The 14,255-nt window shown below is 37.1% G+C and carries 16 protein-coding genes; 15 read left to right on the top strand and 1 reads right to left on the bottom strand.

Going from position 1 to position 14,255, the window contains the following annotated elements; all coding sequences use genetic code 11:
- Positions 1 to 110: 110 nt before the first annotated feature.
- From infB to NTY12_00915, 6 genes are read left to right on the top strand one after another with little or no spacing between them, the layout of a single operon-like run.
- Positions 111 to 2,087 carry a translation initiation factor IF-2 gene (gene infB / locus NTY12_00940; protein ID MCX6792570.1) on the top strand — a complete coding sequence of 659 codons (1,977 nt, stop codon included), beginning with the start codon at positions 111 to 113 and terminating at the stop codon, positions 2,085 to 2,087.
- An 11-nt stretch (positions 2,088 to 2,098) separates the two neighbouring features.
- The gene (locus tag NTY12_00935) at positions 2,099 to 2,428 is read left to right on the top strand and encodes a ribosome-binding factor A (GenBank protein MCX6792569.1); all 330 of its coding nucleotides are present in this window, start codon (positions 2,099 to 2,101) and stop codon (positions 2,426 to 2,428) included.
- Entirely contained in the window at positions 2,425 to 3,414 is a 990-nt protein-coding gene (locus NTY12_00930) for a DHH family phosphoesterase (GenBank protein ID MCX6792568.1), read from the top strand. Before NTY12_00935 ends, NTY12_00930 begins: the two co-directional genes overlap by 4 nt.
- Before the next feature lie 54 nt (positions 3,415 to 3,468).
- Entirely contained in the window at positions 3,469 to 5,166 is a 1,698-nt protein-coding gene (locus tag NTY12_00925; GenBank protein MCX6792567.1) for a hypothetical protein, read from the top strand.
- A gap of 5 nt (positions 5,167 to 5,171) precedes the next feature.
- Complete coding sequence (locus tag NTY12_00920) at positions 5,172 to 5,687, top strand: CvpA family protein (protein MCX6792566.1); 516 nt, start codon at positions 5,172 to 5,174, stop codon at positions 5,685 to 5,687.
- 3 nt (positions 5,688 to 5,690) lie between these two features.
- On the top strand, positions 5,691 to 6,533 hold the full coding sequence (locus tag NTY12_00915) for a TatD family hydrolase (protein MCX6792565.1): 843 nt from the start codon (positions 5,691 to 5,693) through the stop codon (positions 6,531 to 6,533).
- A gap of 390 nt (positions 6,534 to 6,923) precedes the next feature.
- Here the strand turns inward: NTY12_00915 and NTY12_00910 are convergent, their stop codons facing one another.
- The gene (locus NTY12_00910; GenBank protein ID MCX6792564.1) at positions 6,924 to 7,208 is read right to left on the bottom strand and encodes a hypothetical protein; all 285 of its coding nucleotides are present in this window, start codon (positions 7,206 to 7,208) and stop codon (positions 6,924 to 6,926) included.
- A 240-nt stretch (positions 7,209 to 7,448) separates the two neighbouring features.
- Here NTY12_00910 and NTY12_00905 point away from each other — a divergent pair, with 240 nt between their 5' ends.
- The 9 genes from NTY12_00905 to atpC all read left to right on the top strand — a co-directional run bounded on the left by NTY12_00905 (position 7,449) and on the right by atpC (position 14,232).
- The gene (locus NTY12_00905; protein ID MCX6792563.1) at positions 7,449 to 7,703 is read left to right on the top strand and encodes an AtpZ/AtpI family protein; all 255 of its coding nucleotides are present in this window, start codon (positions 7,449 to 7,451) and stop codon (positions 7,701 to 7,703) included.
- Between the two features lie 2 nt (positions 7,704 to 7,705).
- Positions 7,706 to 8,542 carry a F0F1 ATP synthase subunit A gene (locus NTY12_00900; GenBank protein MCX6792562.1) on the top strand — a complete coding sequence of 279 codons (837 nt, stop codon included), beginning with the start codon at positions 7,706 to 7,708 and terminating at the stop codon, positions 8,540 to 8,542.
- Positions 8,543 to 8,583: 41 nt separating this feature from the next.
- Positions 8,584 to 8,796: an ATP synthase F0 subunit C gene (atpE, locus tag NTY12_00895; GenBank protein ID MCX6792561.1), complete on the top strand. Its 213-nt coding sequence runs from the start codon at positions 8,584 to 8,586 to the stop codon at positions 8,794 to 8,796.
- Positions 8,797 to 8,867: 71 nt separating this feature from the next.
- Positions 8,868 to 9,365, top strand: a complete 498-nt coding sequence (atpF, locus tag NTY12_00890; GenBank protein ID MCX6792560.1) for a F0F1 ATP synthase subunit B — start codon at positions 8,868 to 8,870, stop codon at positions 9,363 to 9,365.
- 1 nt (position 9,366) lies between these two features.
- A complete protein-coding gene (locus NTY12_00885) occupies positions 9,367 to 9,768 on the top strand; it encodes a F0F1 ATP synthase subunit delta (protein MCX6792559.1) in 402 nt (133 codons plus the stop codon).
- A 17-nt stretch (positions 9,769 to 9,785) separates the two neighbouring features.
- On the top strand, positions 9,786 to 11,321 hold the full coding sequence (atpA, locus tag NTY12_00880; GenBank protein ID MCX6792558.1) for a F0F1 ATP synthase subunit alpha: 1,536 nt from the start codon (positions 9,786 to 9,788) through the stop codon (positions 11,319 to 11,321).
- A gap of 121 nt (positions 11,322 to 11,442) precedes the next feature.
- Positions 11,443 to 12,381, top strand: a complete 939-nt coding sequence (gene atpG / locus NTY12_00875) for an ATP synthase F1 subunit gamma (GenBank protein ID MCX6792557.1) — start codon at positions 11,443 to 11,445, stop codon at positions 12,379 to 12,381.
- Between the two features lie 10 nt (positions 12,382 to 12,391).
- Complete coding sequence (gene atpD, locus NTY12_00870; protein ID MCX6792556.1) at positions 12,392 to 13,780, top strand: F0F1 ATP synthase subunit beta; 1,389 nt, start codon at positions 12,392 to 12,394, stop codon at positions 13,778 to 13,780.
- A 5-nt stretch (positions 13,781 to 13,785) separates the two neighbouring features.
- Positions 13,786 to 14,232, top strand: coding sequence for an ATP synthase F1 subunit epsilon (atpC, locus tag NTY12_00865; GenBank protein ID MCX6792555.1), 447 nt, complete (start codon positions 13,786 to 13,788; stop codon positions 14,230 to 14,232).
- The last annotated feature ends 23 nt before the right edge of the window (positions 14,233 to 14,255 follow it).

Genomic DNA, 14,255 nt, shown 5'->3' with positions numbered 1-14,255 from the left:
CAAGTTATTGCGCTGCTATTGGATTTATCCTTAGCAGCGTTTTTTATTTTTCATTGACAATTAGCGATATTTATTGTAATCTTAAATAAATTACACTAAATACTGAACCAATGAACATTAGTGAACTAGCCCGTATTTTAAAGATTAATCCTAATGAGCTTCGCGAAAATCTTCCGAAGCTCGGTTTTGATATTGGTTACAAAGCCATTAAAATTGATAATTTTACTGCCAATAAGATTATTAGGAACTGGGGCGTTTTATCACGACGTTTACCTAAGAAAGATATTGCCTCTGGTGAAGCTGGCGTAATTGTAAAACCTGCCGTTGAGAAAGCCAGCGTCCCTGCTTTTATTGCCGTCAAAGATTTTGCAGCTTTACTTAAAATTTCTCTAAACAAATTGTTAGGTGAGTTAATGAAAAATAATATTTTCACCTCGCTTAATGAAAAAATTGATTTTGAAACAGCCATGATTATTGGCGCTGACTTAGGCGTGGAAATTACTTTACTTGAAGAAGACAAAGCTGGCGCCGAAACTGATCAATCAGCTCAAGATAAAATTAAAATTTCTTTATCACAATCAGACAAACCAGATAATATCTGTGTTCGTCCACCGGTCGTAGTTATTATGGGCCACGTTGACCATGGTAAAACAAAATTATTAGATGCGATTCGTCATACTGATGTTGTTGCTACTGAAGCCGGCGGTATTACTCAGCATATTGGTGCTTATCAAATTTCTCACAACAAAAAAGAAATTACTTTTATTGATACCCCGGGTCACGAAGCTTTTACGGCCATGCGTAATCGCGGCGCCAAGGTTGCTGATATCGCAATTCTAGTTGTGGCGGCTGATGACGGCGTTAAACCACAAACCGTAGAAGCTTATCGTATTATTGAAGCAGCTAAATTACCTTTTATTGTCGCTATAAATAAAATTGATAAATCTGACGCTAATGTTGATCGCGTTAAACAAGAATTATCTAGTCAGTTAAATGTTTTAGTTGAAGATTGGGGCGGCAAAGTAATTTCTGTTCCTTTGTCGGCTAAAGATGGAACTGGTGTTACAGATTTACTTGACATGATTTTATTAGTGGCCGACATGACGACTGATACTTTGAAGGCTGACCCAAGCGCTAAAGCGGTTGGAACAATTATTGAATCCAAACTTGATAAAGGTGAAGGTCCTATTGCTACGGTCTTAGTTCAGAACGGAACTTTGCGTGTGGGTGATCCAATTTCTTTTAACGGCATTGCTTGTGGTAAGGTCCGCTCATTAAAAGATCATTTGGGAAATATTGTCAGCGATGCTATTCCTGGTACCCCAGTTAAATTAAATGGTTTAAAATTTGTGCCTGAAGTCGGTGATGTTTTAGAAGTCGGCGAAGGTGAAAAAGTTAAGCAACAAAAAAATCGCTCGACAATTGGTCAGAATGCCGCAGTTGATACTAATGATAAAACTGAAGTTACTGGTCCGGTTATTAATTTGATTGTTAAAAGCGACACCATTGGTTTAGGTGAAGCCATTGAAAACTCGATTTCTAAAATGGATGCTCAGGGCGTACTTGTTAAAATTGTTGCCAAGGGCTTGGGTAATATTACTGAAGGTGATGTGTTACGCGCCGAAACCAACAGTGCAATTTTGGTTGGTTTTAACGTTAAATTAGCACCTCACGCTGAAGAATTAGCTCGTGATAAAGGTGTGTCAGTTACTTTGTATCGTATTATTTATGATTTAGTTAATGATATTAAAGCCAGAATTCAAGAATTAGTTAAACCAGAAATTGAACGTGTTAATTTGGGACGCTTGAAAGTCGCCGCTATTTTTAGAACTGAAAACAAAGTTCAGATTCTTGGCGGTAGAGTTTTAGACGGCGTACTTAAAGCCGGCACTAAATTAGAAGTTAAGCGTGGTGAAGAAATTATTACCAGTGGTATTATGGGTGGTTTGCAAAGTGGTAAGCAGGAAGCTCAACAAGTTGAAGCTAATCAAGAATGTGGTTTGCGTTTTGAGGGCGCGCCCTTGGTTGAAGTTGGTGATATTATTGAGTGTTACGAAGAAAAACAAATTATTAAGAAAGTCGGCTAAATTATTACTGTATGTCCCGTGTTGATCAGGTAAACAATCTCTTAAGAGAAGAAATAGCTTTGAATCTAAACCGTCATTTAATTATTGATGGTTGTTTAATAACCGTAACTGATGTTCAGTGCACGGCTGATTTGAATGAAGCAAAAATTTACGTTTCTGTTTTGCCAGAAAAGTTTGCCGGAACTGCATTAAAAAAATTAAGAAGTATTTCTAGCGGCCTAGCGCATGATTTAAGACGCCGTGTTAAGTTTCATCATGTACCAACTTTTGTTTGGATGTTTGACGAACGTCCATCTAATGCTACAGAAATTGATAATGTAATTAGAGATTTACAATCATGAGTTTAGTTAATGAGTTAAAAAACAATAGTTATAGTCTTGTCGCCGGCCATCTAAAGTCGGCGCGTCGTGTTTTAGCAATAACTCACATAAATCCAGATGGTGATGCCTTGGGTTCTTTATGTTTTTTTAACGAACTTATTTCTAAGTTAAATAAAGATTGTACAATGTATTGCGCTGGCCCCTTGCCAGCCAGCCTTGGTTTTTTGCGTGGCTGGACAGATATTATAACTGATAAAACAAAAATAAATTTAGCTGATTATGATTTATTGGTTAGTCTTGATTGTGCTACACCGGGCAGAACTAATTTGGAAACAGAAATTTTTAATCGTCGCAAAGATCAGTTGTTTTTAGAGATTGATCATCATCCAAGCAATCGTAAATTATCTGATTGTGAATTACGTCTGCCTGAAGCCGCTTCCACTACCGAAGTCTTGTTTGGCTTAGCTTCTTTTATGAAGTTAGAAGTTGACCCAACAATGGCGCAATCACTTTTAACTGGTATTGTAACTGACACTGGCCATTTTATTCACGCGACAGCAACTAATGACACAATTTCAGCCGCAGCTTCTATTATTACTCGTGGCGCTAGCTTAACTAAAATTGCCAATAGCACAGCTAAGACAAAAACCTTAGCTGGTTTGCGAATTTGGGGACGGGCTTTATCGCGCTTAACTCGAAATAAAAAATTCGGTTTAGTTTATACGGTTTTAACTGAAGTTGATTTTAAAGAACACGAGGCTGACGAAAGCGTGATTGATGGTATTTCTAGTTTCTTATCTAGTCTTAATGAGGCCAGAGTGGTTATGGTGCTTTATGAAAGCAAGGGTTTAATTAGAGGTAGTTTGCGTTCGATTGATAAAACAGTTGATGTGGCTCGTTTAGCTCGTCTATTTGGCGGCGGCGGACATGTTTTAGCCTCTGGCTTTACTGTTAAGGGTCAATTAGCCATTATTAATGGCACTTGGCAAGCAATTGCAGCTAAATAATTGACCATGCTTTTCTTACTAGTGTAAACTGAAGATAGAGCTTTATTTCTATATATGAATTCTCCAACCATTAAACGCGCCGAAGAGGCAACGGTTTTAACTGTTACGCCTGGTGCTAAAAAGATATTTCAAGCGATTTATCGTTCTCAGTCTAAACCGAACGATGCAACTGATGAAAGAATAACTAAAATCCGTGTTAGCGATGTTATCTCTAAGATGTCTTTTTTCTATGAAAAGATTCGTAACGCAGTTCATTATCAAGAAGAACATTTATTGCGTAAGGATGCGATTGAGAGAATTTTGAAGCGTCAGCTTATTATTGAAAATCCAATGAAGTTTTCCCGTGTTGATAGTCATGAAGCAGCACAACATCTTTTAGTAGAATTAATTAGAGCCGGTTACTTGCCAAACAATTCTTTGCCTGAAACTAAAGTTGATGAAGTAGCGGTTATTATCGACAAGTATTTTACTTTGCGTAGTTTAGCGGCTAGCGGTGCGGTAGAAAACATTAATTTTTTTGGTTCTAATAAAAAACAAAAATCAGCTAAAGGTTTTGACGCCACGACTTGGTTAGTTGGTCTGGCGGCGGTTGAAATTGAACAAGATATTGTACCAGACGAAGTTTCGAAGACTGTCATGAAAGTTATGTACGATATGCTAGAGAAAAGATTGAAGTTGCCAGAATCTCTGCCTTATGAAAGTGATTTGCAAATTCAGCTATATTTAGCAATCCATCGCTCCTTTTTGAAATTTGATGATGACATGCTATCACTCATCCTGATAAATTATTTTAACGCTGATTGGTCTAGTGCTAGTCCGGCTTTAATTAAACAGGTGGCAAAGAATTTTTCTTCTTTGCGCCAATTGATTGATACCCAGCTTGCTCATCCCTTAACTGCTCAATTAAATAAAGTAATTTTACCTTACACGGTTTACTTTAATATTTTGAAGGATGTTATTGTTGAAGATCCAACTGAAGTTTATGATGAGTTTTTTGATGACCCTAAAGCTTTTGTCCGTCGTATAAAAAGTCATTGCACAAAGCGTTATACTAGGGCAAAGAAAAAGTTGTGGCAGGCAGCCTGGCGCAGTATTATTTACATTCTCTTAACTAAATCAATTTTTGCCGTGCTTTTAGAAATACCAGCTGCCGCATTTTTTGGTTCAATGGTTAATCCTTTTATTCTTTTAGTGAACGTATCTTTCCCAGCAGCTTTATTATTCTTTTCTGTTGCTGTTACTGGTTTACCAGGGGATGACAATACTAAAAAAATTGTTGCTGGTATTGAAGATATTGTTTTTGTTGAACGTCGCCGCGAAGATAAAATTACTTTGCGTAAACCAATTGGTCGCCGCCCAGTCGCCAACGTAATATTTGGAATTCTCTATGGTGTTACTTTCTTTATTTCCTTTGGCTTAATTATCTGGTTTTTGACCAAGATTCATTTTAGTTGGGTCAGTACAACAATTTTCTTATTCTTCTTGGCCTTTGTTAGTTTCTTTATTATTCGTGTTCGTCGCGGCGCCAAAGAATGGATAGTAGTAGAGTCACGTGATACTTTCTTCCGTTTTGTGCTTGATTTCTTTTCAACCCCAATTGTGGCGACTGGAAAATGGTTAAGTGGTCGCTTTGCTCAAATTAATATTTTTGTGTTTGTTCTAGACTTTATTATTGAAGCCCCGTTTAAGATATTGGTAGATATTGCTGAAGAATGGACCAAATACGTTCGTGAACGAAAAGAACGAATTTAAAACATATGGCTTGGTTTGATGTTGCTGTTATTGTTATTTTAACCGGCTTTGTCTGGTATGGATTTTTCTTTGGCTTCATACAAGTTGTTGGAAATTTAGTCGGTCTTTTAGCTGGAGCATATCTTGCTTCACGTTTTTATATTCCGGTTTTTAATTGGCTTGATCGTTTCTTACCACTTAGTCCAACCACAGGCAAAGTAATAGTCTTTATTATTTGCTTTGGAATTGTTAGTCGTTTAATTAGTTGGCTGTTTGTTTTATTAGAACAAGCCTTTAAGGTTATTTCTATTATCCCGCTATTAAAAACCGCCAATCGAATTTTAGGTTTAGTTTTTGGTCTAGCTGAAGGAATTTTTATATTAGGTATTGTTGCTTATTTATTTGATCGTCATTTGCCTAATACAAGCTTCTTAAATCATTGGCTCGATAGTTCGAGTTTAGCGCCGCGCCTAGTTGATGTTTCTAAAGTTATTGTGCCTTGTATTCCAAAGCTCATAAGTCGCTTACAATCACTATTCTAAAACATGGAACTCTTTGATACTCATAGTCATATAAATGATTCAGTTTTTAATAACGACGTTGATACGGTTATTAAACGCAGTTTAGCAGATAACACTTCTGTAATTATTGTTGGTACTGATTATAAAACATCAAAGAAGGCAATTGAGATTGCTAACCGTTATCAATCTAGCGTTTATGCTTCAGTCGGTCTTCATCCAACCGAACTTTTTTCTGTTGAAGAGGAGAATGGAGTTTCTAAAACAGTGGTCGCAGAAAAATTTTCATATGACATGTATGCCATGCTAACTAAATTTCCTAAAACTGTTGCGATCGGAGAAATTGGTTTGGATTATGCTTGGCGCGAATTAGATTCTGATATTGAATTAAAAAAGAAAACACAAAAAGAAGTTCTAGTTAAACAATTAGAACTGGCTCGCCGTTTTGATTTGCCTAGTTTAATTCATTGTCGTCAGGCACATGATGATTTGTTGCCGCTACTGACTGATTTTAAAAAAGAATATAAAACATTAATGCCCAAAGATCGTCCTTGGGGAGTGGTCCATTGTTTTTCGGGTGATGAAAATATGGCCTGGCAATATTTTAATCTAGGCTTAATTATTTCTTTTACTGGCTTAATTACTTTTAGCCAACGCTGGGATGATTTAATTCGTAAGGTACCAGATGATAAGTTAATGATTGAGACTGATGCGCCTTATATGACACCTGAGCCATATCGAGGTAAACGCAATGAACCAGTTTTAGTAAAATATGTGGCACAACGCATGGCCGAAATTCGCGGCGTTGATGTGGATTATATCGCAAACATGACCACGGCTAATGCTAAGAGATTGTTTAAAATTCGCTAATCTAACCAACCCTATCCTCAGTCTACTTTTCACCTAAGCACCATTGTGTTTAGCTTTTTATTAATCAAAATATTATATTTATAACGCTGCCGCGGGGCTTACTTTTGTATTACCAAATTAACAAAAGTTTGGGGGGCCTTTATTCGCTGTTATCATTGTTTACCCTTTATATTACCAATCACGGCGCTCAACTCGGCCCCCAAACCCCTTGGCTCTTTTAATACCGAAATAGTTTTTAGCCTGTATAACTTATTCATACTAGTGTTTACGTGAATACAAGACACCCCTCTCCATCAAAGATGGAGAGGGGAAGAGGGTGAGGTCGGAGTAATAATTGGATACCAAAAAAGCAGAACCTAGATCCTGCTCCTTCTGAAAAATATTATATTTTCAGATACGATGCTCAGTCATGCCTTTTTTAAATTCAAATTCAGACTGAGTTTCAAAATTTATATCTATATCGTCTATAATTTTGTTATAGAGAGATATTAACTCTGGATTAGATTCAATATCTTCCGCAGAGTTATTTTTTAATGCTTTTCCCCAATCATCTTTATTTTTGTAAGAGTATTCCGGGGTAGAAGACAGGTCTTTGTTTACCTTGGCTTCAAATATATCTATTCCGTTGTTAATAAGAAAGTAATTATCGGAAATCTTTATAATTTTAACTTCCATTTATATGGTTCCTTTCTACCCTAGGTTTAGGGTGTTTTAGTTTGATGAGCTTATTATATCATATAATATAGTTATTGTCAATACATATAAAAATATAGCATAAATTAGCTAAAATAGTGGATAACTAAGGATTTTTATCCTTGACCTAGATGAAAAAATGCCATATAATCCCTAGCGGGAGTCATTTTGGGCTTCTATTGAAAACCAAGGACATTTTCCGCCCTTGTTTTTATTTTCCACATGGATAATTTAGACAAAAAACCAAAGCCTCTAGCTAATGTTTGGTGGCAAGAACCATTGAATATTTTTAGTCGTTTGTCTGGTTGGGTGATTTTGCCCTTAATTGTTGGAGTTTTTCTAGGTCGCTGGCTTGATCGACGTTATAATTCGGGAAGTAAATGGTTTTTGATTGTTATAGGTATAGCCTTTATTGTTTCGATGATCGGTTTGATTGTACAGGCCAAAAGTGAATTTAAAAAAATTATTCCTAAATAGTTATGTCCGAGCTAGCTAATACAGAAAATCAAACAGAACTTGTAACCGAACATACGCTTTATGCTGAACCTATTTTTGAGCTTGGTGGTTTTACGGTAACTAATTCTTTGCTTACTTCTTGGATTGCTCTATTTATTATTATAGTGATTGGTGTGAGTTTTAAGTTAAGTGTTAAGACTATTCCGGGCAAATTACAAAATATAATGGAGATGGTAGTAGATAAATTCTTGGAATTGTTTGACTCCGTTACTAACTCAAGAGAAAAGTCCATATCTCTCGCCCCCTTTGTTATGAGTTTCTTCTTTTTGATTTTGATTAACAACTGGATGGGAATAATGCCTGGCGTTGGTGCGTTTGGAAAAATTGTTTCTGAACATGGTGAAAATGTTTTTGTTCCATTTTTGCGCGGCGGTACAGCTGATTTAAACACAACCTTAGCTTTAGCTAGTTTAGCTGTGGTTGCTAGCCATATTTTTGGAGTAGTCGCCGTTGGTGCTTGGAACTATCTCAATAAGTTTATTAACATAAAAGCCTTTTTAGAAATTCCTAAAAAAGTTTTCAAAGATCCAACTGTTTTATTGGTTAATCCAATCAAGGCTTTTGTTGGTTTGGTTGAAATAATTGGTGAATTAGCTAAGGTAGCTAGCCTTTCTTTTCGTTTGTTCGGTAATATTTTTGCCGGTGAAGTTTTATTAGCATCAATGTCAGCGATTATGGCTTTTGCTGTTCCAATTCCATTTTTGTTTTTGGAAATAATCGTTGGTTTGATTCAAGCGCTTATCTTTGCTATGTTGGTTTTGATATATGTGTCCATCAGCACAACCGCTGAAGAGCATTAAGTCTAAATCAATTAATTAAATATTATTAAATATAAAATAATATGGAGAATGTAATGTTTGCTAAAGCCATTGCTATTGCCTTGGGTTCAATCGCCCCAGCCTTGGGAATTGGTTATATTGGTGCCAAAGCTATGGAATCAATTGGCCGTAACCCAGAAGCCGCTGGTAAGATTTTAGTACCAATGCTTTTAGCTTGTGCTTTCGCTGAAGCTATCGCTATTTACGCTTTAGTTATTGCTTTCAGCATCAAGTAGTCTCTTGATGATCTGTTTCTCTTCTTTAAGTGAAACAGGTATTAGTAGATTATAGTTATAATATTAAATATATGGATTCTCTTATTTCTGCTTTTCATCTTGATATAAAATTATTGGTTGCTCAGTTAGTTAACTTTGCAATAGTTTTCTTAGTTTTATATTTTTTCGTTTTTAAGCCTTTGTTTAAAACAACTGGCGATCGTTCAGCCACGATTGCGAAGAGCTTAAAAGAAGCCAAAGAGATTGAAGAGCGTTTAGCGATTACTAAAGAAGAGCAGAAGAATATGGTTAAGGAAGCTAAGATTGAATCTTCTAAAATAGTTGAGGAAGCCGCTCGTAAAGCTGAAATTAAAAAGAATGAACTAATTGAGAAAGCCAAAGAAGAAATTGGTATTTTGATTAACCGCGAAAAAGAACGCATGCAAATTGAAAAAGCCGCTACCCTAAGAGAAATTAGACAGGAAATTGGTGAATTAATTGCTGCTAGTTGGCAGAAGATTCTTAAAGAAAAAATGGACAAGCCAACTGATGAGAAGATTATTTCTAAAATAGTCGGACACCTTAAATAATATGAAAGCTCCTATTCGCTCTTACGCTAAGGCTATATTCGAAGCCGCTCAAGATAAACCAAAAGCCGAGATGATTTCTTTGGTTGATGGTTTGTTAGCTGAGATGTCTTTGAAAAATTTATTATCACAGATGCCTAACTTAATTGCTGAATTAGAAAAGTTAGATGATATTGAAAAAAAGATTATTCGCGCGGAAATTAAAACTGCTCGAGAACTGACAAAAAAATCAATGGATGAAATAGTTGAATTTATTTGTAAGCGCACCGGTGCTGAAAAAGTTATTTTTACAGAAGTGGTAGATTCTAGTATTGGCGGAGGTTTCATTGTTTATTTCAAAGATACAATAATTGACGCTAGCTATCAGGGAATTGTTAATGAGCTAGCTACGGTTATTGGTCGTTAATTTTTTATTAAAAGATTATGTCAAACACTAAAGATTTCATTGTCGAGCAGATAAAAGAACGCATCGGTGCCTTTGAACCAAAGGTCAAGGAAAAAAACATTGGTCATGTTCTTAAAGTCAGCGACGGTATTGCCGTGGTGTCTGGTTTAGGCAATGTTAGAATGTCAGAAATGATCGAATTTAAAACCAAGAACGGACCAGTTCGCGGCGTCGCCCTTAACCTAGAAGAAGACACGGTTGGTTCCATTATTCTCGGTAACTATGAAGCAATTGTTGAAGGCGCTGAAGTTACTGCCACTGGTCGCATTCTAGAAGTTCCAGTTGGAGAAAACTTAATTGGTCGCGTTGTTAATCCATTAGGTGAAGCGATTGACGGTAAAGGTGATTTATTAGCTGAGGTTTTTTATCCAATTGAAAAGATTGCTCCAGGTGTTATTACTCGTCAGTCAGTTACTAAACCACTGCAAACTGGTATTAAAGCTATTGACTCAATGATTCCAATTGGTCGTGGTCAGCGCGAATTGATTATCGGCGACCGTCAGCTTGGTAAAACTGCAATCGCCATTGATACAATCATCAACCAAAAGGGTAAAGACGTTATTTGTGTTTACGTCGCGATTGGTCAGAAAGAATCTAAGGTTGCTTCTATCTTAACAAAATTACAAGAAGCCGGAGCTATGGATTATACGATTGTTGTTTTGGCTGGAGCGAGTGCTCCTGCGCCACAACTTTATATCGCGCCTTATGCTGGTTGTGCTATGGCTGAATATTTCCTTGATAAAGGCAAAGATGTCTTAGTTGTTTATGATGACCTATCAAAGCACGCTGTATCTTACCGTGAAATTGCTTTGTTACTTCGCCGTCCACCAGGGCGTGAAGCTTATCCTGGAGACGTTTTCTATCTTCACTCTCGCTTACTAGAAAGATCATGTCGTCTTAACGCTGATTTTGGCGGTGGTTCAATTACAGCTTTGCCTATTATCGAAACTCAGGCGGGGGACGTTGCGGCTTATATTCCAACCAACGTTATTTCTATTACTGATGGTCAGATTTATTTAGAACCAGATTTGTTCTACCAAGGAAACCGTCCTGCTATTAACGCCGGTTTGTCAGTTTCTCGTGTCGGATCTGCTGCGCAGATTAAGGCTATGAAAAAAGTGGCTGGTAAGATTCGTTTAGAAGCAGCTCAATATCGCGAGCTTGCTGCCTTTGCACAATTCGGTTCTGATTTAGATGAAGACACAAAAAAGAAACTTGAACGCGGTAAAAGATTATATGAAGTCTTTAAGCAAGGTCAGTATGCTCCAATTCCAGTAGCTGAACAGGTGGTAATTTTTTGGTCTTTGACTAATGGATTCATGGACGATGTTCCAGTTGATAAGATTGAAAATTTTGAACTTGAATTAAGACAGTTCTTGAATTCTAATGCCGCTGAGTCTTTAGAAAAAATTGAAAAGAGCGGTGAGTTAATCGAGGAAGTTGAAAAAGAATTAGCTGAGGCAATTAATGATTTTAAGATCAGTTTGAATTATTTGATTAATAAAGAAGAGTAAATTTTATAATTTTTAATTTTGTAATTTTATAATTAATGTTCTAATTTCAAATTATTATTTATAAATTAAAGCATTAAAAACTAATTAAAAATTAAAAACTACAAAATTATAAAATTAAATTATGGCCAACACTAAGGACATACAACGACGCATAAAATCAGTCGCAAATACAAAAAAAATTACTCGCGCCATGGAAATGGTAGCGGCTGCTAAGATGCGCAAAGCCGTTGAAGGAACTTTGGCTACTAGAACTTATGCAAACTTGAGCTGGGAAACTTTGCTTAATTTAACTCAAGGTGCCGCTCATGTTGCAACTCATCCTTTATTGGTTAGTCGTAAAGAAATAAAACGTCAAGCAATTGTAGCTATAACTTCTAATCGCGGTTTATGTGGTGGGTTTAATGCTTCAATTGTTTCAGCGGTTCGTGAATTAGCGGCAGATAAAAATGTTATTACTGATGTTATTTTAGTTGGTAAGAAAGGGGAATCTTTGGGCGACACTTGTGAAATCGTGGCTCAATTTCCTTATCCAGAAACCGGCTTAAGCGCCGCGGCTGTCTCGCCAATTATTAGTTTTGTAAGTAATGGTTTTTTAACCGGTCAATACGACAGAGTTTTTGTAGCTTATACAGATTTTATTAACGCTGTTAAACAAATCCCTCGCGTCCGTCAGATTTTACCGGTTATGACAGATACGGCTGATAATAATCTAGGCATTATTCAAACCGAAGATCATATTGGTCTTAGTAAAGAGATGGCTAAGGATAAGTCAGCTAAGCATAGTCACCGTTCTGGTTTTAGTTTTGAATATGTTTTTGAACCAGCTCCAGAAATAGTTTTGCAAGCCGTTGTACCACGCTTATTAGAAGTGCAGCTTTATCAAGCTTTATTAGAATCAGTTGCTTCAGAACACAGTGCTCGTATGTCAGCCATGCACCAAGCAACTCAAGCTGCTTCAGATTTAGGAACGGAATTAACTTTATTTTATAACAAAGCCAGGCAGGCTGCTATTACCGGCGAAATTGCTGAAATTACAGCTGGCGTTGCCGCTTTAGAATAATAATTTTTATATGACAACACATAAACAACATCAAGGTTCTGTTAAACAAGTTATCGGTGTAGTTGTTGACGTTGAATTTAGTGCTGGCGTGCCTGAATTAAATTCAGCTTTGACTGTAAAAAATAATGATGAGCTTTTAACTTTAGAAGTTGCTCAGCATTTGGGAACTAATACAGTTAGGACCGTCGCCATGGGAACAACCGATGGCTTAAAGCGTGGCGATTTAGTAACTGATACCGGCGCTCCGATTAGCGTTCCAGTTGGTGCAAAAACTTTAGGTAGAATTTTCAATGTTCTAGGTGAAGTTATTGATGGCGGAGAAGACGTTGTAACTGAAAAGAAATATCCAATTCACCGTGACGCTCCAGCCTTCGTTGATCAATCTACAAAAGTTGAAATTCTAGAAACTGGTATTAAAGTTATTGACTTGATTTGCCCAATTCTAAAAGGTGGTAAAGTCGGATTATTCGGTGGAGCTGGTGTTGGTAAAACCGTTGTTATCCAAGAGTTGATTAACAACATTGCTAAAGCTCACGGCGGTGTGTCAGTCTTTGCTGGTGTCGGAGAAAGAACTCGTGAAGGTAATGACTTATATCATGAAATGAAAGACGCTAAAGTTATCGACAAACTAGCGATGGTGTTCGGACAAATGAATGAACCACCTGGGTCTCGTGCTCGCGTGGCCTTGACTGGTTTATGTATGGCTGAATATTTCCGTGACGAACAAAAGCAAGACGTTTTGTTGTTTATCGATAACATTTTCCGCTTCACTCAAGCCGGTGCTGAAGTTTCAGCTTTGCTTGGACGTTTGCCATCAGCTGTCGGTTACCAACCAACGCTGGCTACTGAAATGGGTAAGCTACAAGAAAGAATTACTTCAACCAAAGATGGATCCATTACTTCTATTCAAGCGGTTTATGTTCCAGCTGACGACTTAACAGACCCAGCCCCTGCTACAACCTTCGCTCACCTTGACTCAACTGTCGTTTTGTCACGTGCTTTAACTGAATTAGGTATTTATCCAGCGGTTGACCCATTGGATTCTTCTTCCACTATTTTGGATCCTAAAATTGTTGGTGATGAACATTATCGCGTAGCTCGCGGCGTGCAAAGAATTTTGCAGCGCTATAAAGATTTGCAAGATATTATCGCCATTCTCGGTATGGAAGAATTATCTCCTGAAGATAAATTGATTGTTGCTCGTGCCCGTAAGATTCAGCGTTTCCTATCACAGCCATTTTCTGTGGCCGAAACCTTTACAGGGCGACCTGGTAAATATGTTTCATTAGCCGATACTGTTCGCGGCTTTGCTGAAATTTTAGATGGTCAACATGATGATAAGACTGAAAATGATTTCTATATGAGAGGAGTCGTTGAAGAAGTCGGAACAGATAAATAAAAACTATGTCAGATACTTCACGCCAATTTAGATTTGAAATCGCCTCGCCAGAACGAGTCGTGCTTAAGGCTGAAGTAACTCAAGTTTCTATTCCGACAGTTGATGGAGAAATTACAATCTTGCCATTACACATTCCATTAGTGGCTTTACTAAAACCAGGTATTATCGAAGCAACTTTAACTGACGGAACGCTTGATATTATGTCTGTGTCCGGCGGTTTAGTTGAAGTTTTAGCTAATAAAGTGGTGGTACTCGCCGACTCAGCTGAAAGAGCAGAAGAGTTGAACGAAGCCGCGATTGAAAAAGCTAGAGCGCGCGCTGAAGAACTTAAGGAGCAAGCTCGTCATCAGGATGATGTTGAGTTTGCTCGCTTGAGTTCTGTAATTGAACATGAGTTAGCTAAGACTCATGCTGTTAAGCGTTGGAAAAAAATTAAGCAGTTAGATAAATAGTACATTTTAAAAATCAAAATATT

The sequence above is a fragment of the Candidatus Falkowbacteria bacterium genome (assembly GCA_026396835.1).
Lineage (GTDB): Bacteria > Patescibacteriota > Patescibacteriia > Patescibacteriales > Patescibacteriaceae > Patescibacterium.
The sequence above is the reverse complement of the archived record's forward strand: the minus strand, read 5'-3'. Positions and strand labels throughout refer to the sequence as shown.